The organism is Thermohalobaculum sp., assembly GCF_058622915.1.
The window spans coordinates 26,366-47,153 of the sequence record NZ_JBZSYN010000028.1; the positions used below are offsets into that span (position 1 = coordinate 26,366).

Below are 20,788 nucleotides of genomic sequence, written 5' to 3' on the forward strand. Positions count from 1 at the left end.
CCCGGGCGCGATGCGTCAGTCGAGCGTGATCGTGACGCGGCGGTTCTGCCGGCCCTTCTTCTCGATCTTGCCCAGCGTGATGCGGCCGATCTCGGCGGTCGAGCGCACATGCGTGCCGCCGCAGGGTTGGAGATCCACCGTCGCCTCCGGCGTGCCGATGCGGATCAGGCGCACCCGCCCCTGCCCCACCGGCGGCTTCACCGACATGGTCTTGACCAGCCCGGGCTTGGCGGCAAGCTCGTCGTCGCTGATCCATTCCGAGCTCACCGCATGGCCGCCCGCGGCGAGTGCGTTGAGCTTGTGCTCCAGCGCCTCCCTGTCCTCGGGCGGCTCGGGCATGTCGAAGTCGAGCCGGCCCTTGGCCGCGCTGATCGAGCCGCCCGTCACCGGCAGCGGGATGACCACCGAGAGCAGGTGCAGCGCCGTGTGCACGCGCATGTGGCTGAAGCGGGTCTCCCAATCGAGGCGCGCGGTCACGGCCGCCCCGACCGGCGGCAGCGCGGCGCCTTCGGCGGGGACATGGACGATCTCGCCCGCGCGCTCGCCCTTGACCGTGGTGGCGATCGGCGTCTCGCCGCCCGCCCACGCCAGCGTGCCGCGGTCGCCCGGCTGGCCGCCCCCGGTGGGATAGAACACGGTGCGGTCGAGCACGATGCCGCCGCGCTCGTTGATCGCGCTCACCGTGGCGGCGCACTCGGCGAGATAGGCATCGTCGCGGAACATGGGCTCGGTCATGGAGGGCTCCCGGGTCTGGCGGTTCAGCTGTCGCCGTCGGTGTCGAAGCCCGCGGGCGGCTGCGGCCGGCGCCGGCGGGGCGAGGTCTCGGAGAGGTTGCTCTCGTGCTCGGAGGGCCTGGGCGCGGCCTCGCCCTCCAGGGCGCGGCGGATCGCCCCGGCCACCTCCTCGGTGTTCTTGAGGTGCATGTCGCGCTGCGGATAGGGGATCTCGATGCCGGCCTCGGCGAAGCGCCGGGCGATCTCGAAGTTCATGTCGGACCTGACATTGAGGATCCAGTTGACGTCGCGCAGGATGCCGCGGATCTCGAACTCCAGCCCGTCGGCGCCGAAATTGCGGAACAGCACATAGGGCGGCGGGCGGCGCAGCAGCATCGCGTGCCCCTTGGCGACCTCGAGCAGGATGCGCTCGACCTGCTTGGGATCGCTCTTGTAGGACACCGAGACCGGCACGATCAGCCGGCCGTGCAGATTGGTGTGGGTCCAGTTGGTGACCGTGTTCGAGATCAGCTCGGAGTTGGGCACGATCAGCGAGGCGCGGTCGAAGGTCTCGATCTCGGTCGAGCGCACGTTGATCTGCTTGACGTAGCCCATACCGGAGGAAAGCTCGACCCAGTCGCCCGCCTTGATCGGCCGCTCGAGCAGCAGGATCAGGCCGGAGACGAAGTTGTTGACGATGTTCTGCAGCCCGAAGCCGATGCCCACCGAGAGCGCCCCGGCGACCAGCGCCAGGTTCGACAGGTCGAGCCCGGTCGCCGAGATGGCGACCAGCGCCGAGAGGAAGATGCCGACATAGTACACCCCGGCGCTGATCGCGGCCTTGCCGCCGGCGTCGAGCCCGGTCACCGGCAGCACCGAGCGGCGCAGCACGCCCTGCAGGATGCGCGTCAGCACGTAGCCGACCGAGAACACCAGCAGGAAGAGCAGGAAATCGAGCGGCGAGACGGTGACCTTGCCGACCGTGAACCCTGCCGAGATCGCCCGCCAGGCGTTCGACAGATCGGTCAGGTCCGCGCCCCAGATCAGGGCGAGCACCGGCAGCGCGGCGCAGATCAGGAAGAAGCCGAGGAACACCGGGATCAGCCGGATTCGGCTGGGCGTGCCGGCCATCTGGGTCTCGACCGGGCGCACCAGGCCGTCGACGGCGTCCTGCACCGCATAGAACAACAGCACACACAGCCCGATCACCGCACCCGAGAACACCATCGGGTAGAACAGGAAGCGCGAGGCCGCGTAGTAGCCGATCAGCGCCAACAGCGGCGCGAGCACGGCGATGGCGCGCGCGAGGAAGCGCAGCGTGGCGACGATCAGGGGACCGATGGCGATATCGTGGCTCTGCTCGGAAGCGCGCTCGTCGTCGTCCTCGGCGGTGGTCTCGGCCCCCAGGCCGGCCCCCAGGCCGGCCCCCGGGGCGGCCCCCGGGGCGGCCCCGGCCTCGGGCTTCTCCGGCTCGTGGAGGTGCAGGGCGAAGCCCCACACGACGATGGCGCCGGGCACGAGCAGGGCGACGTTGAGCAGCGTCAGCGCCTCGATGGAAAGCCCCAGCGTTACGCCCTGCACCACCATGAGCCGGTCGAGGCCGACGACGGCGGCAAGCCCGATCAGCCAGTTGTGCGCGGCGGCGGCCTCGTCCTCGGACAGCTGCGACAGCCTGAGCGCCGGGGCCTGCGGCGAGTAGAACGCGCCGCCCAGCCCGTAGGCGCCGATCATCACCAGCGCGGTCCAGGCCAGACCGCGCAGCAGCATCTTGCCGTGCGGCCCAAGGAAGCCACTGTTCCAGGCGGCGAAGAAAATGATGGAGACCGCGAGCACCGGCATCAGCAGCCGCACCAGCGTGGTGCTGATGCCGGCGATGACCCGGCGCCGCTCCGGCGACTCCGGGCCGACCGGCCGCACCAGCCGGCGCAACAGCGCCAGCCGGGCGCCGCGCAGCAGAAGAACCGTCACAATTACCAGGAGCGTCTCGAGCGACACGCGCACGATCGTCGGGGTGTCCATGCGGGCCTCGGCGACGCGCTTGCTGGTCTCGCCGGCGATGCTGGCGGCGACCGCGCTGAGCGAGGCGAAAGCGCGGGTTGCGACCCCTGGCTCGAGCGGGCTGGGGCCCCGCGTCAGCAACTGGCGGGTGAACAGGTTGCGGCGCAGATCGGCGAGCTGGGAGAGCAGCGCCGAGGCGCGCGCATCGGCCTGGCCGAGCAGCTTGAGCCGGGCCTCGAGATCGGAGATCTGCTTGTCGAGGCTGCGCCGCTGCTTGGCGACCTCGGGGGTTTCCTGCGCGGGGGGCTGGGGTTTGGGACCCAGTGCCTCCTGCTGCTTCTTGAGCGGCTGCAGCTCGGCCTTGACCGCGTCGACGAGCCCGGGGATGGCGGCGCGCTGGGCCTCGAGCGTGGCGCGCATGGCGTCGATCTCGTCCGCCCTGACATTGCCCTTCTCGAGGCGCGCCTGGATCCGCTTGGCCTCCTTGTCCCAGCGGTCCAGTTTGGCGGCGGCGGATTCCGACTGGTTTCCGGCGGGCTGCGCCAGCGACGGCCCGGCAATGCCCGCAAGGAGCGCACCGACCAGCAGGAGGATCGAGACCAGGCGCATCCCCATTCCCCAACCAAGGCGGCGGGCCATGCCGGCTGCTCCGGCGCTAGTCCGGCTCGAACACGGTCGGCGGCGGCTCGACCGCGCCCTCCTCGAGCCAGGCCGGCGTGGGCAGGTCCTTGCTCTTCAGGAAGGCGGGGTTGAAGATTTTCGACTGATAGCGGCTGCCATAGTCGCACAGCACGGTGACGATGGTGTGCCCCGGCCCCAGGTCGCGCGCCAGCCGGATGGCGCCGGCGACATTGATGCCGGTGGAAAGCCCCATGCACAGCCCCTCGTGCTGGACCAGATCGAAGACCACCGGCAGGCCCTCCGAGTCGGGGATCTGGTAGGGGAAGTCCACCTCCAGACCCTCGAGATTGGCGGTGATGCGGCCCTGGCCGATGCCCTCGGAGATCGAGTTGCCCTCGGCCTTCAGCTCGCCATGGGCGTACCAGTTGTAGAGCGCGGCGCCCATCGGGTCGGCCAGCCCGATCTTGATGTCGGGGTTGCGCGAGCGCAGATAGCTGGCGCAGCCGGCCAGCGTGCCGCCGGTGCCCACGGCGCAGACGAAGCCGTCGATGCGGCCGCCGAGCTGCTCCCACATCTCCGGCCCGGTCGACTCGATATGCGCCTGCCGGTTGGCGACGTTGTCGAACTGGTTGGCCCAGATGGCGCCGTGGGGGGCGCTCTGGGCGAGCCTCTCGGCCAGCCGGCCGGAGTACTTCACGTAGTTGTTCGGCTTCCTGTAGGGAACGGCCGGGACCTCGACCAGCTGCGCCCCGGCCAGGCGCAGCATGTCCTTCTTCTCCTGGCTCTGGGTCTCGGGGATGACGATCACGGTCCTGAAGCCCATGGCCGCCCCGACCACCGCGAGCCCGATGCCGGTGTTGCCGGCCGTGCCCTCGACGATGGTGCCGCCGGGGCCGAGTCGGCCGCGCTTGACCGCGTCGCGGATGATCCACAACGCGGCGCGGTCCTTGACCGACTGGCCGGGGTTCATGAACTCGGCCTTGCCGTAGATGTCGCAGCCGGTGATCTCGGACGCCTTGCGCAGCCGGATCAGCGGCGTCTTGCCGACCGCCTCGGGCACATCCTTGTAGACGCGCATGGCACATCGTCCCTTGCTGGGGCCTCGGGAGCCCTAGTCCTAGTGCGCGCCGGGGAGCGCCTCAACCCCATTCGTCCCGCAGCCGCGGCCGGTGCGCCGCGAGCCAGAGCAGCGAGATCGTGGCCGGGCCGGTGTTGATCGCGCCCTCGGCCAGCGCGGCCAGCGCCTCCTCGAAGGGCAGGACGAAGGCGCGGATGTCCTCGTGCTCGTGGTCGAGGCCGTGCAGCCCCCCCGCCTGCGCCAGCGCGGCCTCGCCGACGAAGGCGGTGAGATGCTCGCAGTCGAGGCCGGGCGAGGCGTAGTAGCCGCCGATCTCGGCGAGGCGGCCGAGCTCGAGGCCGGCCTCCTCGCGCGCCTCGCGCCGGGCTGTCTGGGCAGCGGGCTCGGATCGGCCGATGCGGCCGGCCACCACCTCGATGCACCAGGGGTTGCGGTCGCCGCGGGCATAGGGCGCGGGGCGGAACTGCTCGATCAGCAGCACCCGGTCGTGCCGCGCGTCATAGGGCAGCACGGTCACGGCATCGCCGTAGGCGACCACGGTGCGCTGCAGCGGCGCCGACCAGCCGCCGGCGAATCGGCGGTGCCGCAGGGTCAGCTCCTCGACCGCCACATAGCCGCTGTAGGGGACGGCGCGGGCGAGGGTCTCGACGTCGCCGTCGCCGCGCGCGGAGCGAATCCGGCCCAGCAGCGGCGCGGCGGCGCGGGCCCGCACGCGCTGCTCGGCGCGGTTGCGGATCGCGGGCCAGATGGCGTCGACCTCGGCGGGCGAGCGGCGCCCGTACTGCGCCATGTACGCGCGCGTCGCCTCGAGCGCGGTGGCGCGGCGGTCCCGGCACCACGCGGCGAAATCCCATGGCTCGCCGGACACCGTCGGCTTGTCCGTGCCCCGGAAGCAAACCGCCTCGACCGCGCCCCGCTGCGTCGTCACGGTGATCGGGGCGAGGGCATATTCCGCCTCCTCGAAGAAGCGGATTCGGGCGAGGTCGGCCTCGCCGGCGCCCTCCAGCAGCACGCCCTCGGTCCGCTGCCCGGGGACGGGCACCAGCACGGGATAGTCCTCGTCGGCGATGCGCCGCGCGGCGTGGCCTTCGGCCGTCGCCGGTTCGAGCCGGGACGGCGGGACGTCGTGGCCGAGCACCAGCGCGAGCAACTCCGGGTCGCGCAGCGTGCCGTAGAAGAAGATCGGTCGCACCGCTCGTGCCTCCTCCCTCTGAGCTTTCGGGGAGGCGTTCATTGCATCTTCGGTGCGGGTTCTCAACCGGCGGGCGGCCGCTCCGTGACCGGCGATCAGGCGGTCTCCGCGGCCTCCTCCTCACCCCCGCGCAAGCGGCGCAGGCGCACGAGGATCCAGTGCAGGATCTCGGTCGCCAGAGACGCGGCGACGGTGGCGCCGAGCAGCATGCCGATGAGCCGAAGATCGACCCACCCCTTCGCGAGCGGCTTGATCTCGGAGCCGAGGATGCGCATGAAGTCCTTGAAATTGGCGATGAGGCCGTGGGACAGGTGGTTGCCCATCCGCATGGTCAGGTAGACCAGCCAGGTCAGCGCCACGGTCAGGATCACGGTCCACAGCCCGTTGGCCGCGGCGACGATCAGGCCCCAGCCCTGGCGCTTGGCCAGCGCCACGAAGCCGACCACCGCGGCGGCGGCAGGCGCGATATAGGTCATCTGGGGCACGAGATGGATCAGCTGCGCCGCGACCGGCCGGCTCAGCGTCCAGTTCGCGGCCCAGGCAACCGCGACCGCGCAAACCAGCCGGAAGGCCAGCATCGCCCCGCGCTGCTTGGGCCGGTTTTGCTTCAGATCGGGTACCACACTCGCCATGACGGCTCACCCATCGAATGAATTTCCACCGCTAGAACTTTGCCAGAACAAGGGCAAACAGCGCAAGGGGTTTTCCGGGCCGGCCGCGTGCCTTCGCCGCTAGGAGCGGAAATCGTGCCACACCTGCAGGGCGCGGGCGCGGCCTTCGGCGAGGCCGATGAGAGGGTGCGCCGTGGGCTCCGCAGAGCAGAGGCCCCAGGCGTGCGGCACGGCCTCGAAGAATTCCAGCGCCTCAGGGCCGCAACCGGCCTGGCCCGGCCCGCGGTCCCCGGCCAGGAAGCGGGCGCGGTAGCGGCCCTCGGGGTCGAAGCGGCCTGCCTGTGTCTCGGGGTTGAAGACGCGGAAGTAGGGCGCGGCGTCGGGGCCCGAGCCCGCCACCCATTGCCAGCCCAGCGCGTTCGCCGCCGGGTCCCAGTCGATCAGGCAGTCGCGGAACCACTCCGCGCCCACCTTCCAGTGCGTCAGCAGGTGCTTGGTGAGGAAGCTCGCCACCAGCATGCGCGCGCGGTTGTGCATGGTGCCGGTGGCGTAGAGCTGGCGCATCGCCGCGTCGACGACCGCAACCCCGGTCCTGCCGCGGCGCCACAGCTCCACGTCTTCGTTGTCGCCGCGCCAGGGGAAATGGTCCCAGTCGGCGCGCCAGTTCTGGCTCTCGAGATGGGGGGCGTAATGCATCAGGTGCCAGGCGAACTCGCGCCAGCCGAGCTGGCGCAGGAACGCCTCCGCACCCCGCCCGGCGCCGGGATTCCGCTCCGCCGCGGCCAGCGCCGCGTGCCAGATCCGGCGGGGCGAGATCTCGCCATAGGCCAGGTTCTCGGACAGACCCGATGTGGCGGCGCGGTCGAGCCGGTCGCGATCCGTGGCGTAGCCCGCGATGCGCTGCGCCACGAAGGCGCCGAGCCGCCCCTCCGCGGCCGCCTCGCCGACGATCGCGTGCCGCGCCAGGACGGCTGCGCCGCGGCGCACGCCCCGGCCCAGGCGCCAGTCGGCGAGCCGGTCGCTGGCGGGCCAGATCTCGGGCGGGGCGAGGTCGCGCGGCGCGGCCACCGGCTCGGGCACCGCCCGGTCCCGGATGGCGCGCCAGAACGGCGTGAACACGCGGTAGGGCCCGCCATGGGCCGTCTCGACCTGCCAGGGCTCGTTGAGGAGGAAGGCGTTGACGGTCTCGACCTCGATGCCCCGGCGGCCGAGCGCCGAGGCCACCGCGCGGTCGCGCGCGGCACTGGCGGGCCGGTAGAGCCGCGACCACACGACGCGGCGGGCGCCGGTCTCGGCGGCGAGGCGGGCCAGCGCGTCGGCAGCCTCGCCCCGGCGCAGGATCAGGCGGCTGCCGCCTGCGGCGAGGTCGCGCGACAGCGCGGCGAGGCTCTCGCCCAGCCGCCACAGGGGCGCCGCGCCCCAGCCCTCGCCGATCAGGGGATCGAGCACGAACACGGGGATGACCGGGCCGCCCGCGGCAAGCGCGGCATGCCAGCCCGGGTGGTCCGACAGGCGCAGGTCGCGGCGCAGCCAAAGCAGGGTGGGCGGGGCGCGTTCGGTCATGCCGGGCTCCGTTGCTCCCGCGGCGCGGGCGACCATACGCATACGCACCGAGGGCCGGAGCAGATCACCGTGACTTTGGCGGCACCGCAAATTGGCGCAGCGGCGCGCCTGGCCCATAAGACCGGCCGGACACGACGGCGCTTGCCGCGAGGCGCCGTTTCCCCCATATGAGCGCGATCCGCCGCGCGCGGGCACCCCTGGCAGGACCGAGAGATGGATATTCGCAACATCGCGATCATCGCCCATGTGGACCACGGCAAGACCACGCTGGTGGACCAGCTGCTGCGCCAGTCGGGGGCGTTTCGCGAGGGCCAGGTGGTCGCCGAGTGCGCCATGGATTCCAACGCGCTCGAGCGCGAGCGCGGCATCACCATCCTGGCCAAGTGCACCTCGGTCGAATGGGGCGCGGCGCGCATCAACATCGTGGACACGCCCGGCCATGCCGACTTCGGCGGCGAGGTGGAGCGCATCCTATCCATGGTCGACGGTGTCGTGCTGCTGGTCGACGCGGCCGAGGGCCCGATGCCGCAGACCAAGTTCGTCACCGCCAAGGCGCTGGCGCTGGGGCTGAAGCCGATCGTCGTGCTGAACAAGGCGGACAAGGCCGAGGCCGAGCCCCACCGGGCGCTGGACGAGGTGTTCGACATGTTCGCGGCGCTGGATGCCTCGGACGCGCAGCTCGACTTCCCCACCCTGTACGCCTCGGGCCGCGCCGGCTGGGCGGTGCGCGAGCCGGACCACCCGCGCGGGGGGCTCGGGCCGCTGTTCGAGCTGATCCTGGCCCATGTCCCCGCGCCGCGTCAGGCGGCCAACGCGGGCAAGCCCTTCCGCATGCTGGCCACGACGCTGGAGGCCGACCCCTATCTCGGCCGCCTGCTCACCGGCCGCATCGAGGCGGGCACGGTGCGGCCGGGCATGGCGCTGAGGGCGCTGGCGCGCGACGGGCGCGAGATCGAGCGCTTCCGCGTCTCCAAGGTGCTGGCCTTCCGCGGCCTGGCGCGCCAGCCGGTGGCCGAGGCCCTGGCCGGCGACATCGTGGCGCTGGCCGGCATGGGCCGTGCCACGGTGGCCGACACGCTGGCCGACCCCGGCGTCGACATCCCGTTGCCCGCCCAGCCGATCGACCCGCCGACCATCTCGATCACCATCGGCATCAACGACAGCCCGCTGGCGGGCCGGGACGGCGCGAAGGTGCAGTCCCGGGTGATCCGCGAGCGGCTGATGCGCGAGGCGGAGTCGAATGTCGCCATCCACGTGCGTGACACCGCCGAGGGCGACGCGGTCGAGGTCTCGGGCCGGGGCGAGCTGCAGATGGGCGTGCTGATCGAGAACATGCGCCGCGAGGGCTTCGAGCTCTCGGTCTCGCGCCCGCGCGTGATCACCCGCGAGGAGTCCGGCCGGCGGCTCGAGCCGATCGAGGAGGTCACCGTCGACGTGGACGAGGAGCATGCCGGCGTCGTGGTCGACAAGCTGAGCCAGCGCCGCGCCGAGATCGCCGCCATGCAGCCCTCGGGCCAGGGCAAGACGCGCATCGTCGCGCATGTGCCCAGCCGCGGGCTGATCGGCTATCACGGCGAGTTCCTCACGGATACGCGCGGCACCGGCGTGCTCAACCGGCTGTTCCACGGCTGGGCGCCCTGGCGCGGCCCGATGCCGGGACGGCGCAACGGGGTGCTGGTCTCCACCGAGCACGGCGACAGCGTGGCCTATGCGCTGTGGAACCTGGAGGAGCGCGGGCGGCTGTTCATCGGCCCCGGCGAGCGGGTCTACCAGGGCATGATCATCGGCGAGCACAGCCGCGACAACGACCTCGAGGTCAATCCGCTCAAGGGCAAGAAGCTGACCAATATCCGCGCCGCGGGCAAGGACGACGCGGTGCTGCTGACGCCGCCGGCGCGGCTCGCGCTCGAGGCGGCGATCGCCTATATCGACGACGACGAGCTGGTCGAGGTGACGCCGCGGGAGATCCGGCTGAGGAAGCGCCTGCTCGACCCTCACGACCGGCGGCGCGAGGCCCGCCGCGAGCAGGCCTGAGCGGCCGGTTTTCCGCGAATCAGGTGATTCGGTTTCATTAGAAAATGAAATGCCGCTTTAGCGCTTCACGCTAACCTTCTTTGTTTCCACGATTTTGCAAATCGGCCACTCTGAGGCGAGTGCGCGCCCTCCACTCGCCCTTTTTGTTGCATTCACGCAACATTTGGCGAGTGCCGAAGGGAAAAATTAACCATAGCGGGAAAAATCTGCCCTGCCGCAGCACCACCATGACGTACTCTCGGCCCCGCCTTGGGAGAGGCACATGTGAGGGTGGGTGACCTGGAACGGGGACAAATACAAATGAGGCATCCAGTAGACGTACATGTCGGGCAGCGGGTTCGCCAGCGCAGGTGGATGATTGGCATGACCCAGCAGCAGCTTGCGGAACGTGTGGGTATCAAGTTCCAGCAGATCCAGAAATACGAGACCGGGACCAACCGGGTCAGCTCCAGCCGGCTGTGGGACATCGCGGCGGTGCTCGAGGTGCCGGTGGCCTTCTTCTTCGAGGGGCTCGAGGGTCAGGTCAGCGACACGGGCGAGGCCCGTGGCGACATCCTGACCGACAAGGAGGCGCTCGACCTGGTGCGCGCCTATTACTCGATCCCGGAAGCACAGCGCCGGCGGCTGTTCGACCTGGCGCGCGTCCTCAGCGACGCGGCCTGAGCCGCACCTGACATTCCCGGCTTAGCAAGACTGAGACGGGCTCCGGCTGCCGGAGCCCGTTCGATTCCGGGCAAGTCGATTCCGGGCAAGTCGATTCCGGGCAAGTCGGTTCCGGGCAAGTCGGTTCCGGGCAAGTCGGTTCCGGGCAAATCGGTTCCGGGCGGCCGCCAAACCCGGCCCGGATGCCCGCGAATCAGTTTCGCACAGAGACGGAAAGCAACGCTTGGCGCGGGAGTCGATTGCGGTTGCCGCCAGTCCAGGTTGTTGAATCGTTTCAGACAAAAACGAATCTCACCATTTTTTCAACTTATGGTCGAGTCGACTTGGCGCGACTAGCGCACATGCGTATCTTGGTAAATATAACTATAACCATGTCACAGATTCACCAAGATTCAATCGGCAATCTACCTCGTTGGGGACGACTTCAAGGAGGGAGAGAGTCGATGCCAAAGGCGGTTGACGTGCATGTGGGCCAGAGAATCCGGCAACGGCGCTGGATGCTCGGCATCACCCAGCAGCAGCTCGCGGACCAGGTGGGCATAAAGTTCCAGCAGATCCAGAAATACGAGACGGGGGCGAACCGGGTCAGCTCGAGCCGCCTGTGGGACATCGCGGCTGCGCTCGAGGTGCCGGTGGCGTTCTTCTTCGAGGGTCTCGCGGGCCAGGTGCCGGATTCGGACGAGGCGCGCAGCGACATCCTGACCGACAAGGAGGCGCTTGACCTGGTGCGGACCTATTACGCCATTCCCGAGACGCAGCGCCGGCGGCTGTTCGACTTGGCGCGCGTGCTCAGCGACGCAGCCTGAGCGGGCCCGGCGGGGGGGTTGGGGGGCCCGGGCTCCGGCGACGGGGCCCGGGCAGCCGTTTCCAAGGGGTGATCGGTGCCCGATGAAACCGGGCGTTGTGGTGCCGGGCTGCCGTTACCGAATTTCAAGAATTGCCGGGTAAGCATCGCGCGCGCCACAGAAATACCCGATTCCCCGCCAATTCTTCTGCGCTGGTGGAGTTGCGTATCAGCAGTAGGGGGTGGGATGCCGCATCCGGTAGACGTTCATGTCGGACAGCGCGTGCGCCAGCGGCGGTGGATGCTGGGACTGACCCAGCAGCAGCTCGGCGAGCAGGTCGGCATTCGCTTCCAGCAGATCCAGAAATACGAGACCGGCGAGAACCGCATGAGCGCCAGCCGGCTGTTCGACATCGCCTGCGTCCTGCGCGTGCCCGTGGCGTTCTTCTACGAGGGCCTGGCCAGCGGCGCCTCCGCGGACGCCCAGGCGGCCAAGGAAATCCTGGCCGACCGCGAGGCGATCGAGCTGGTGCGCACCTTCTCCGCCATGCCCGAGCAGCAGCGGCAAAACCTGTTCGAGCTCGCCCGCACGCTCGGCGCCAAGGTCGGCTGAGGCCCGCCGCCCGGGACCGTTGACGCCGCCCCGCGCGACGGGCAGAAGGGGCCGGTTGCGCCCCTGCCCCGGATCCCATGCTCAGCGACACAGACCTCGCCGACCTCGCCGACCTGGCCTGCCGTCTGGCAGACGCCGGCGGCGGCGCCTGCCTGCCCTATTTCCGCCAGCGCGGCCTGGACACCGACGACAAGGGGGCGGACGGGGCCTTCGACCCGGTCACCGCGGCGGACCGCGCCGCCGAGGCGGCAATTCGCGCCATCCTCGCCACCGAGCGCCCCGCCGACGGCATCCTCGGCGAGGAGGAGGCGCCACGGGCCGGCAGCTCGGGCCTGACCTGGGTGATCGACCCGATCGACGGCACCCGCGCCTTCATCTCGGGCCTGCCGACCTGGGGGGTGCTGATCGGGCTCGACGACGGCGAGGCGGTGCGGGTCGGCGTGATCGACCAGCCGCATATCGGCGAGCGTTTCGTCGGCATCAACGCGCGCCACGCCCCGCGCGCCTGGCTGAGCTTGCGGGGCGAGAGCCAGCCGCTGCGCGTGCGCCGCTGCCCGGGCCTGGCCGGCGCGACGCTCTACAGCACCAGCCCGCAGATGTTCTCGCCCGCCGAATGGGAGGGCTTTCGCCAGGTCGAGGCGCGCGTGCGCCTGGCCCGCTACGGCGTCGACTGCTATGCCTATGCGCTGCTGGCGCTGGGCCATGTGGACCTGGTGAACGAGGCCGGGCTGAAGGCCTTCGACATCGCCGGGCCCAAGGCGGTGGTCGAGGCGGCGGGGGGCATCGTCACCGACTGGCAGGGCGGCGACTGCCGCCGCGGCGGGCAGGTGATCGCGGCGGGCGACCCGGCGGTGCACGCCGCGGCCCTCGACATCCTGCGCGCGCACGCGGCGTGAGCCGCTAGAGACCCTGCTGCGCCAGAAAGCGGTCGATCGCCGCCCAGACCCGGGCGCGCGCCGGCTCGGCCGAGAGCAGGAGCTCGTGGCGGGCGCCGGCGATCTCCTCAAGCGAGATCTCCAGCCGCCTGGCCCCGGCGCGCACCGCGGCCGGCTCGACGACGTTCTCCTCGCTGCCGAGCAGGCAAAGCCCGGGGATCTCGAGTGGCCCCTGCCGGCGCAGCCAGCGAAGCTCGGCCCGGGCCGCCGAGAGCCAGCCCAGGGTCGGCATCCCCATGCGCAGCATCGGCTCGCGGCGCAGCGCCTCGACCATCCACGCGAATGCCGCCCGGTCGCCGGTCAGCAGATTGCCCTCGAAACCGCTGAACACGTAAGGCGTGGCGGCGCCCGGCAGCGGCGGCCAGCAGGCGCCGGCGCCAAGCGCCGGGGCGAGCGGCAGCATCAGACTCGCGAGCGCCCGCTGGAATGGAGTCATCACGATCGCGAACATCGGCGCGCAGAGGATCATGGCCTTGGGCGCCGCCCTGCCCCGCAGCACCGCGCCAAGTGCGATGGCGGCCCCCATCGAGTGCGCCAGCACCAGCCGCGGGCCGGCGAGCCCGGCGACCTCGCCGTGCCGCATCAGGGCGGCCAGGTCGCGATGATAGTCGGTGAAGCGGCCGACATGGCCCTTCAGCGGGTTGGCGATGAGCCGGTCCGAGCGCCCCTGCCCGCGCCAGTCGAGGCTGGCGACGGAGAAGCCGCGCGCGACCAGCTGCGCGGCGGCGACGCTGAACTTCTCGAGGAACTCGGTGCGTCCCTGGAGCACCAGCACATGGCCGCGCGGCACCGTCCCGGCCGCATCGGCGCACCACAACGCGCCGCGCAACGCCAGCCCGTCCTCGGCCTCGAGCGCGAGCGTCTCGTCCCAGGCGCGGCCGCCCGGCGGCAGGTCGAGGCAGCGCGCCACCCGCTCAGCCGAGCAGCTGACCCAGCTTGAGCGCGGTGCTGAAATCTCCCTCGACACGCATCTTGCCGGTCATGAAGGCGGTGGCGGGCGACAGCACGCCCTCGAAGACCTGGCGGAAGGTCTCCAGCGTCGCAGAAATGGTGACGTCGGGCAGGTCCGCCCCGGGGTCGGGTGCCGTGCTCACCTCGCGTCCGGCGACGCAGATCACGCCCTCGCCCTCGATCTCGAAATGCACGGCGCCGTCGAATGGCTCCCCGCCGAGGCGCGCCCGGAGCGTCGCGGCCGCCGCGTCGAGTGCCTTGCCCATGCGCCCTTCGCTCATCCCGCAATCCTCTCAGACCCTGCCTTGACGCTCTTTTCACATCCCCATGTCAAGCCTATGATCAGAAGATGTCCATTTTCCGCAAAATATCCATTGCCGGCGTGCTGCTCGGCGCCCTGTCGCCCGGCGCCTCGGTGGCGGCGCAGCCCGCCGCAGCGGCCGCGGAAAGCCCGGGCCAGGCGGCGCCGCAGCCAGGCCCCGCCGCGCTCCCCGCCTCGCCCGCCGAGGAAGCGGCGCAGCGCAAGGCGCGGCTCGATTCCCTGTTCGCCCGGCTGGCCAAGCCCGACAGCACCGACTGGCTGGACGTGCAGGACCAGATCTGGCGCATCTGGTCGCACAGCGGCTCGCCCTCCATGGACCTGCTGCTGCAAAGGGCGGACAAGGCGCTGCAGAATGGCGACTCCGATCTCGCCCTCAGCTTCCTCGACGATCTGGTGCGCCTCGACCCAGGGTTCGCCGAAGGCTGGAACAGGCGCGCGACGGTCTATTTCAGGCTGGGCGAGTACGGCCGCGCGGTGGCCGACATCGAGCGCACGCTGGCGCTGGAGCCGCGGCAATTCGGGGCACTGGCGGGGCTCGGCACGATCCTCGAGAGGCTCGGCGACAACAAGGGCGCCTACGCGGCCTACAAGGCGGCGCTGCGCATCGATCCGAACCTTCCCGGCGCCGCCGAGGCGGTCAAGCGGCTGGCACCCGACGTGGAGGGACGCCCGCTTTGAGCCGCTGCGCCGCGGCCGCCGGGGCGCCGGGGCCTTGCCCGGGACCGACCCGCGACCTTATCTGAAGTGCGAGACGTCCCCGACCGACCCCATGGCGGGACGCAGCAAAAGGTTCCCACCCCGTTGAGATATCTGCCCGACGAGACGCCGGAGCGCGGCACCATCACCGCGATCCTCGGCCCGACCAACACCGGCAAGACGCATTACGCGGTCGAGCGCATGCTGGCGCGCGGCAGCGGCGTCATCGGCCTGCCGCTGCGATTGCTGGCACGCGAGATCTATGACCGCATCTGCGCCGTGCGCAGCCCGCGAGAGGTCGCCCTGATCACCGGCGAGGAGAAGATCCAGCCGGCCCGCGCACGCTATTATGTGTGCACCGTCGAGGCCATGCCGCTGGGGATGGAGGCCGACTTCGTGGCGGTGGACGAGATTCAGCTCGCCGCAGACCCCGAGCGCGGCCACGTCTTCACCGACCGGCTGCTGCATGCGCGCGGACGCCGTGAGACGCTGTTCATGGGCTCGGACAACATGCGCGGGCGGATCGCGAGCCTGGTGCCGGGCGCGCGCTTCGACGGGCGCGAGCGCTTCTCGACCCTGAGCTATTCGGGGCCCGCCAAGATCTCGCGGCTCAAGCCGCGCACCGCCGTGGTCGCCTTCTCGGTCGACCAGGTCTATGCCATCGCCGAGCTGATCCGCCGCCAGCGCGGCGGTGCCGCGGTGGTGCTGGGCGCGCTCAGCCCGCGCACGCGCAATGCCCAGGTCGCGCTCTACCAGCAGGGCGACGTGGACTACATCGTGGCCACCGATGCCATCGGCATGGGGCTGAACATGGACATCGACCATGTCGCCTTCGCCGGGCTGGCCAAGTTCGACGGACGCCGCCACCGCCGGCTCGAGCCCAACGAGCTGGCGCAGATCGCCGGCCGCGCCGGGCGCTACACCCGCGACGGCACCTTCGGGGTGACCGGCGAGGCGCGGCTGATGGAGCCCGAAGCGGTGCAGGCGATCGAGAACCACCACTTCAAGCCGCTCGAGCGGCTGATGTGGCGCAACGCCGATCTCGACTACGTCACGGTGCCGGCGCTGATTCGCAGCCTCGAGGCCGCGCCCGACGCGCCGGGGCTGGTGCGCGCGCGCGAGGCGGAAGATCTCGCGGCCCTCAAACGTCTATGGCTGGACCCGGAGATCCGGGCGCTTGGCGACCGCGGCGATCGGGTGCGGCTGTTATGGGACGTGTGCCAGATTCCGGACTATCGCAAGACCGCCTCGGGCGACCACGCCACACTTTTGTCGCGGATTTTCCGTTTCCTGCTGGCCGATCGTGGCGTAATACCGGCGGATTGGATGGCGACGCAGGTGGAGCGGATCGATCGGGTGGACGGCGACATCGACGCGCTTTCGAAGCGCCTGGCGTATATCCGCACCTGGACCTACGTCGCCAACCGGGCCCGCTGGCTCGAGGATCCCGAGTGCTGGCGGGAGCGGACCCAAGAGGTCGAGGACCGGCTTTCCGAGGCGTTGCACGAGAGGCTGACACAGAGATTCGTCGACCGGCGCACCAGCGTGCTGATGCGCCGCCTGAAGCAGAAGGAACAGCTCGTGGCCGAAGTGAACGACAACGGCGAAGTGAGCGTCGAGGGCCATTTCGTCGGCCGGCTCGACGGCTTCCGCTTCACCGTGGACGAGAGCGCGCATCACGAGGAGGGGCGCATGCTGCGCTCGGCCGGCCTGACGGCGCTCAAGGCCGAGCTCGGTCGCCGCGCCGACCGGCTCTACGGCAGCCCCGACACCGAGATCGAGCTGACCGACCAGGGCGGCCTGATGTGGGGCACCGACGCGGTCGGACGGCTCGAGAAGGGCGACAGCCTTCTGGCGCCGAAGGTTCGGCCCTTCGTCGACGACCTCGCCGAGCCCGCGGTGGCCGAGAAGGTCGAACGGCGGCTCGGCCACTGGGTGCAGCGGCGCATCAACACGCAGTTCGAGCCGATCCTGCAAATGCGCGCCGACGAGACGATCACCGGCCTCGCCCGCGGTGTCGCCTTCCAGGTCGCCGAGGCCATGGGCGTGGTGCCGCGCCGCCAGGTCGCCGAGGACGTCAAGGCGCTGGGCCAGGAGGAGCGCGCGCAGCTGAGAAAGCACGGCGTGCGTTTCGGCCAGCACCACGTGTTCATGCCGGCGCTGCTCAAGCCGGCGCCGACCCGGCTGCGGCTGATCCTGTGGAGCCTGTGGGAGGGCTTTGAGGCGGTGCCCGACGTGCCGCCGCCGGGCCTGGTCACGATCCCCGCGGTCGAGGACGCGCCGAAGGGCTATTACGAGAAGGTGGGCTATCGGCTGTGCGGCCCGCGCGCGCTGCGCATCGACATGCTGGAGCGGCTCGCCGACCTGATCCGCCCGATGGACGCGCGGGCCGGGTTCGAGGCGACGCCCGACATGCTCTCGATCACCGGCTGCACGCTCGAGCAGTTCGCCGAGCTGATGAAGGGGCTCGGCTACGACGCCGAGCGCGGCGAGCGCCCGCGCCCCGCCCGATCCGCGACGGCGGGGAACGGCGCGCCGTCCGGGACACCCCCCGCGGAGGGGACGGAGGCCGCGCCCGGCGCCGCCCCCGCGGGCGCGGTGGAGATCGCGGCGGAGACCGCGGAGGAGACCATGGCGGCCGCCGCCGGCAGGGAGACGCAATCGGGCGCCACAGTCGAGGCCATGACCGCGGCCGCATCGCCCGCCGCGGCTGCGACCGGGGAGGACCAGCCCGAGCCGGGCGCCGAGGCCACCGAGGCCGCGCCCGAGGGCAGCGAGACGACCCCCACCACCGAGCCCAAGCCGGACCCAGAGACCGAGACCGGGACCGAGGTCTACTACGTGTTCCGCCAGCGCCGCGGACCTCCGAACCGGCGCCGGGCGGAGGGCGAGGACCAGGCCCCCCGCGGCGCACGCCGGGCGCGCGGCCCGGGCAAGGGTGCCAAGGGCAAAGGCGCGATGGTCAAGGGTCCGCGCGGCGGGCAGGGCGAGAGCCCCAAACCCAGCGCCAAGGCGGGCCGGCGGCGCCGCGAGGACAAGCCCATCGACCCCGACAGTCCCTTCGCCATCCTCAGGGAGCTGAAGGTCAAGTAGCGCCGCATGACGCAGGCCGCGCCCGAGACCGCAGACAAGCTGCGCGTGGACAAGTGGCTGTGGCACGCGCGCTTCTTCCGCACGCGCGGGCTGGCCGCCCAGCTCGCCGGGTCGGGCCGCCTGCGGATCAACGGCGCGCACGCGCTCAAGCCGGCGCAGACAGTGCGGCCGGGCGACGTGCTGACCTTCCCGCAGGGCCGCCGGATCCGGGTGGTGCGCATCCTCGCGCTGGGCGCGCGGCGCGGCCCCGCGCGCGAGGCGGCGGAGCTCTATGCCGAGCTCGCGCCGCCGGCTTCGGCCAGGGATGCAACCGGCGATGCAACCGGCGATGCAACCGGGGCTGTGACCGCCTCGCCGGTGCCCAGACGCGATCCGGGCAGCGGCCGGCCGACCAAGAAAGCGCGGCGAAAAATCGACGCTTTGCGCCGCGACCTCCCTTGAAGGCCGCGCCTCGCGCGCCTAATACCCCGGCAGACAGGCGCGGCGGGAAAGCCGCGCCGGCCGGTTCTGTTCCGGCGCCGTAGGATCCGATCCAGGAGACCCGACGATGACCTACGTGGTGACCGACAACTGCATCCGCTGCAAGTACATGGACTGCGTCGAGGTCTGCCCGGTTGACTGCTTCTACGAGGGCGAGAACATGCTCGTCATTCATCCCGACGAGTGCATCGACTGCGGCGTGTGCGAGCCGGAATGCCCGGCCGAGGCGATCAAGCCGGACACCGAGCCCAAGATGGAGGAATGGGTCACCTTCAACCTGAAATACTCCGAGGCCTGGCCGAACATCACGATCAAGCGCGATCCGCCGCCCGATGCCGAGTCGTTCGACGGCGTCGAGGGCAAGCTCGAGAAATACTTCTCCGAAGCGCCCGGCGAAGGCGACTGAGCCCCGCCCCGTGGGGTGGCGGCGCGCGGGCGCCAATCCAGACTCAACCTGAGCGGGTAACCTGAGATTGGGGCCGCAGGTCGCAAAGAATTGCGCGATTCTCAGCGCCCAAACGTCGCAGGGGATGGAAATTCGGCTCCGAATCTGTTACACAAATGTCGCACAACACCTCAACCTCCGCCGGGCGACCGGCTTTCGGCGGGAGGTGTTTTGTGACGACAAAAACGATATTCCCCGTTCGCTGAAGCGCCGGGATAAATGACTTCTTTCCATGCGGGTTGGTGGGGCCGCGGGAAGGAATGGGCGTCCAACTGGAGAGAGCATGTCGAAGAAGAGCTACACGACTTCCGAGTTTCGCCCCAACCAGTACGTCGTCTACCCGACGCACGGCGTCGGCAAGATCATGTCGATCGAACAGCAGGAGGTTGCCGGCACGAAGCTGGAGTTGTTCGTCATCTCGTTCGACAAGGACAAGATGACGTTGCGCGTGCCCACGGCGAAGGCCTCCTCGATCGGCATGCGCTCGCTGTCGAGCCCCGACCGCGTGGCCAAGGCGCTCGACACGCTGAAGGGACGCGCCCGGGTGAAGCGCGCCATGTGGTTGCGCCGCGCCCAGAAATACGAGCAAAAGATCAACTCGGGCGACCTGATCGCCATCGCCGAGGTCGTGCGCGACCTCTACCGCGCCGGCGACCAGCCCGAGCAGTCCTATTCCGAGCGCCAGCTCTACGAGGCGGCGCGCGAGCGGCTGACGCGCGAGCTTGCCGCCGTCGAGCGCCTCGACGAGAGCCGCGCCGCCGCCAAGGTCGAGGCCGTGCTTCAGGCCAAGGCCGCCTGAGCGGCGCGCATCCCGTGTCCCGCGACGCATGGCCCGCCGGCCGGTCCGGCGGGCTTTTCGCATGCGCGCGCCGCTTAGACGTTGCGGCCCTGCGGTCCCAGCGTTATGCCGGTTGGCGTGATTTCCCATTCCGTACGAGTGAACGATCATGAAAAGACTGACAATCCTGCTCGCCGTGGCCATGCTCGGCCTGCTCGCGGCACAGGCGCCGCAGGCGGCCCCCGCCAACGGGGGCAAGTGGGTCGTGCTGCGCAACCCCCACAGCTCCAATTGCTGGACCGCCGTGGTGATCCAGGTCAACGGCCAGTACGCGACCGCCTCGGCCCATGTGGCAGGCGGCCCCTACGACACCGAGGACCAGGCCAAGAAGCGGCTTTCCGAGTTGGCCACGCTCGGCACCTGCCGGTCGAGCTAAGCTCCGGCGCGGCGCCGTCCCGGCGCCCAGGCGCAAGCCACAACACCCGGCCGCTCCAGGCGGCCGCGACGCCCGATCTGGACGGAGCCCTGCCCATGCCCCTTTTGCGCCATCGCGATCGCTTCGAGCCCCTCGGTCCCGAGGCCCTCGCCGAATGGGCGGAGATTCCCACCGCGATCGCCTCGGACTGCATGAACCGCGCGCGGACGCTGGGCGCGGCGATCAAGCCGCTGGCGCCGGGCACGCGGCTGGTCGGCCAGGCGCGCACCGTCGCCTGCATGGTCGGCGACAACAGCGCGCTGCACGCGGTGCTGCGGCTGGTGCGGCCGGGCGAGGTGCTGGTCACGGCCACCGGGGGCCATCCGGACACGGCGCTGTGGGGCGGGCTGCTCACGCGCGCGGCGCTCACGCGCGAGGTCGCCGGCGTCGTGCTCGACGGCGCCGTGCGCGACGTGGCCGAGATCCGCGCGCTCGGCTTTGCCTGCTTCGCCGCGGCGGCGGTGCCGGCTGGGCCGCACAAGGGCTTTGGCGGCACGATCGACGGCGTCATCGCCTGTGCCGGTTGCGCCGTCTCGCCCGGCGACATCGTGCTCGGCGACGACGACGGCGTGGCTGTCGTGCCGCTCGGGCAGGCGCAGGTCGTGCTCGCCGCCTGCCGCGAGAAGCTGGCGCAGGAGACGGCCGCGCTCGAGCGGCTCGAGCGGGGCACGCTGCTCGCCGACCAGATGGGCATCCCCGAGCCAGGGCTGGCCGACTGAGGCGGGCCGGCCGAGGCAGGCCGG

Annotated in this window: 20 protein-coding genes; 12 read left to right on the forward strand and 8 right to left on the reverse strand. The window is 70.9% G+C overall.

The features are described from left to right. Positions 1–15: 15 nt before the first annotated feature. From AC32QD_RS02390 to AC32QD_RS02415, 6 genes are all read right to left on the reverse strand, one after another. Positions 16–735: an alanyl-tRNA editing protein gene (locus tag AC32QD_RS02390; protein WP_492008880.1), complete on the reverse strand. Its 720-nt coding sequence runs from the start codon at positions 733–735 to the stop codon at positions 16–18. Between the two features lie 23 nt (positions 736–758). Next, positions 759–3,350, reverse strand: coding sequence for a DUF3772 domain-containing protein (locus AC32QD_RS02395; protein ID WP_492008881.1), 2,592 nt, complete (start codon positions 3,348–3,350; stop codon positions 759–761). 16 nt (positions 3,351–3,366) lie between these two features. Then, complete coding sequence (locus AC32QD_RS02400; RefSeq protein WP_492008882.1) at positions 3,367–4,410, reverse strand: cysteine synthase A; 1,044 nt, start codon at positions 4,408–4,410, stop codon at positions 3,367–3,369. Between the two features lie 61 nt (positions 4,411–4,471). After that, on the reverse strand, positions 4,472–5,602 hold the full coding sequence (locus AC32QD_RS02405) for a gamma-glutamylcyclotransferase (RefSeq protein ID WP_492008883.1): 1,131 nt from the start codon (positions 5,600–5,602) through the stop codon (positions 4,472–4,474). 95 nt (positions 5,603–5,697) lie between these two features. After that, the gene (locus AC32QD_RS02410) at positions 5,698–6,234 is read right to left on the reverse strand and encodes a hypothetical protein (RefSeq protein WP_492008884.1); all 537 of its coding nucleotides are present in this window, start codon (positions 6,232–6,234) and stop codon (positions 5,698–5,700) included. A gap of 99 nt (positions 6,235–6,333) precedes the next feature. Continuing rightward, positions 6,334–7,776 carry a cryptochrome/photolyase family protein gene (locus AC32QD_RS02415; protein ID WP_492008885.1) on the reverse strand — a complete coding sequence of 481 codons (1,443 nt, stop codon included), beginning with the start codon at positions 7,774–7,776 and terminating at the stop codon, positions 6,334–6,336. A 213-nt stretch (positions 7,777–7,989) separates the two neighbouring features. On the opposite strand from AC32QD_RS02415, the gene typA reads away from it, so the two are divergent. The 5 genes from typA to AC32QD_RS02440 all read left to right on the forward strand — a co-directional run bounded on the left by typA (position 7,990) and on the right by AC32QD_RS02440 (position 12,766). Next, entirely contained in the window at positions 7,990–9,810 is a 1,821-nt protein-coding gene (typA, locus tag AC32QD_RS02420; RefSeq protein WP_492008886.1) for a translational GTPase TypA, read from the forward strand. 300 nt (positions 9,811–10,110) lie between these two features. Next, a complete protein-coding gene (locus AC32QD_RS02425) occupies positions 10,111–10,473 on the forward strand; it encodes a helix-turn-helix domain-containing protein (protein WP_492008887.1) in 363 nt (120 codons plus the stop codon). A gap of 443 nt (positions 10,474–10,916) precedes the next feature. Continuing rightward, positions 10,917–11,279, forward strand: a complete 363-nt coding sequence (locus tag AC32QD_RS02430; RefSeq protein WP_492008888.1) for a helix-turn-helix domain-containing protein — start codon at positions 10,917–10,919, stop codon at positions 11,277–11,279. A gap of 225 nt (positions 11,280–11,504) precedes the next feature. Then, the gene (locus tag AC32QD_RS02435) at positions 11,505–11,870 is read left to right on the forward strand and encodes a helix-turn-helix domain-containing protein (protein WP_492008889.1); all 366 of its coding nucleotides are present in this window, start codon (positions 11,505–11,507) and stop codon (positions 11,868–11,870) included. Positions 11,871–11,947: 77 nt separating this feature from the next. Beyond that, positions 11,948–12,766 carry an inositol monophosphatase family protein gene (locus AC32QD_RS02440; protein WP_492008890.1) on the forward strand — a complete coding sequence of 273 codons (819 nt, stop codon included), beginning with the start codon at positions 11,948–11,950 and terminating at the stop codon, positions 12,764–12,766. Positions 12,767–12,770: 4 nt separating this feature from the next. Here the strand turns inward: AC32QD_RS02440 and AC32QD_RS02445 are convergent, their stop codons facing one another. After that, a complete protein-coding gene (locus AC32QD_RS02445) occupies positions 12,771–13,715 on the reverse strand; it encodes an alpha/beta fold hydrolase (protein ID WP_492008891.1) in 945 nt (314 codons plus the stop codon). A gap of 4 nt (positions 13,716–13,719) precedes the next feature. Further along, complete coding sequence (locus AC32QD_RS02450; RefSeq protein ID WP_492008892.1) at positions 13,720–14,037, reverse strand: SCP2 sterol-binding domain-containing protein; 318 nt, start codon at positions 14,035–14,037, stop codon at positions 13,720–13,722. Positions 14,038–14,105: 68 nt separating this feature from the next. Between AC32QD_RS02450 and AC32QD_RS02455 the strand changes: the two genes are divergently transcribed. The 7 genes from AC32QD_RS02455 to AC32QD_RS02485 all read left to right on the forward strand — a co-directional run bounded on the left by AC32QD_RS02455 (position 14,106) and on the right by AC32QD_RS02485 (position 20,764). After that, positions 14,106–14,756, forward strand: a complete 651-nt coding sequence (locus tag AC32QD_RS02455) for a tetratricopeptide repeat protein (protein ID WP_492008893.1) — start codon at positions 14,106–14,108, stop codon at positions 14,754–14,756. 123 nt (positions 14,757–14,879) lie between these two features. After that, on the forward strand, positions 14,880–17,867 hold the full coding sequence (locus AC32QD_RS02460; protein WP_492008894.1) for a helicase-related protein: 2,988 nt from the start codon (positions 14,880–14,882) through the stop codon (positions 17,865–17,867). 6 nt (positions 17,868–17,873) lie between these two features. Beyond that, positions 17,874–18,308: an RNA-binding S4 domain-containing protein gene (locus AC32QD_RS02465; RefSeq protein WP_492008895.1), complete on the forward strand. Its 435-nt coding sequence runs from the start codon at positions 17,874–17,876 to the stop codon at positions 18,306–18,308. Positions 18,309–18,414: 106 nt separating this feature from the next. Continuing rightward, entirely contained in the window at positions 18,415–18,753 is a 339-nt protein-coding gene (gene fdxA, locus AC32QD_RS02470; protein ID WP_492008896.1) for a ferredoxin FdxA, read from the forward strand. Positions 18,754–19,075: 322 nt separating this feature from the next. After that, complete coding sequence (locus tag AC32QD_RS02475) at positions 19,076–19,591, forward strand: CarD family transcriptional regulator (RefSeq protein WP_492008897.1); 516 nt, start codon at positions 19,076–19,078, stop codon at positions 19,589–19,591. Between the two features lie 148 nt (positions 19,592–19,739). Further along, positions 19,740–20,006, forward strand: coding sequence for a hypothetical protein (locus AC32QD_RS02480; RefSeq protein WP_492008898.1), 267 nt, complete (start codon positions 19,740–19,742; stop codon positions 20,004–20,006). Between the two features lie 95 nt (positions 20,007–20,101). Further along, positions 20,102–20,764 (forward strand): RraA family protein, encoded by a 663-nt coding sequence (locus AC32QD_RS02485; protein ID WP_492008899.1) that lies wholly within the window; start codon positions 20,102–20,104, stop codon positions 20,762–20,764. Positions 20,765–20,788: the final 24 nt, after the last annotated feature.

Excerpts from the sequence above, each read along its gene's own strand:
- AC32QD_RS02390 (WP_492008880.1), bottom strand. The coding sequence starts at position 735 with ATGACCGAGCCCATGTTCCGCGACGATGCCTATCTCGCCGAGTGCGCC.
- AC32QD_RS02395 (WP_492008881.1), bottom strand. The coding sequence starts at position 3,350 with ATGGCCCGCCGCCTTGGTTGGGGAATGGGGATGCGCCTGGTCTCGATC.
- AC32QD_RS02400 (WP_492008882.1), bottom strand. The coding sequence starts at position 4,410 with ATGCGCGTCTACAAGGATGTGCCCGAGGCGGTCGGCAAGACGCCGCTG.
- AC32QD_RS02410 (WP_492008884.1), bottom strand. The coding sequence starts at position 6,234 with ATGGCGAGTGTGGTACCCGATCTGAAGCAAAACCGGCCCAAGCAGCGC.
- AC32QD_RS02415 (WP_492008885.1), bottom strand. The coding sequence starts at position 7,776 with ATGACCGAACGCGCCCCGCCCACCCTGCTTTGGCTGCGCCGCGACCTG.
- typA (WP_492008886.1), top strand. The coding sequence starts at position 7,990 with ATGGATATTCGCAACATCGCGATCATCGCCCATGTGGACCACGGCAAG.
- AC32QD_RS02425 (WP_492008887.1), top strand. The coding sequence starts at position 10,111 with ATGAGGCATCCAGTAGACGTACATGTCGGGCAGCGGGTTCGCCAGCGC.
- AC32QD_RS02430 (WP_492008888.1), top strand. The coding sequence starts at position 10,917 with ATGCCAAAGGCGGTTGACGTGCATGTGGGCCAGAGAATCCGGCAACGG.
- AC32QD_RS02435 (WP_492008889.1), top strand. The coding sequence starts at position 11,505 with ATGCCGCATCCGGTAGACGTTCATGTCGGACAGCGCGTGCGCCAGCGG.
- AC32QD_RS02440 (WP_492008890.1), top strand. The coding sequence starts at position 11,948 with ATGCTCAGCGACACAGACCTCGCCGACCTCGCCGACCTGGCCTGCCGT.
- AC32QD_RS02450 (WP_492008892.1), bottom strand. The coding sequence starts at position 14,037 with ATGAGCGAAGGGCGCATGGGCAAGGCACTCGACGCGGCGGCCGCGACG.
- AC32QD_RS02455 (WP_492008893.1), top strand. The coding sequence starts at position 14,106 with ATGTCCATTTTCCGCAAAATATCCATTGCCGGCGTGCTGCTCGGCGCC.
- AC32QD_RS02465 (WP_492008895.1), top strand. The coding sequence starts at position 17,874 with ATGACGCAGGCCGCGCCCGAGACCGCAGACAAGCTGCGCGTGGACAAG.
- fdxA (WP_492008896.1), top strand. The coding sequence starts at position 18,415 with ATGACCTACGTGGTGACCGACAACTGCATCCGCTGCAAGTACATGGAC.
- AC32QD_RS02475 (WP_492008897.1), top strand. The coding sequence starts at position 19,076 with ATGTCGAAGAAGAGCTACACGACTTCCGAGTTTCGCCCCAACCAGTAC.
- AC32QD_RS02480 (WP_492008898.1), top strand. The coding sequence starts at position 19,740 with ATGAAAAGACTGACAATCCTGCTCGCCGTGGCCATGCTCGGCCTGCTC.
- AC32QD_RS02485 (WP_492008899.1), top strand. The coding sequence starts at position 20,102 with ATGCCCCTTTTGCGCCATCGCGATCGCTTCGAGCCCCTCGGTCCCGAG.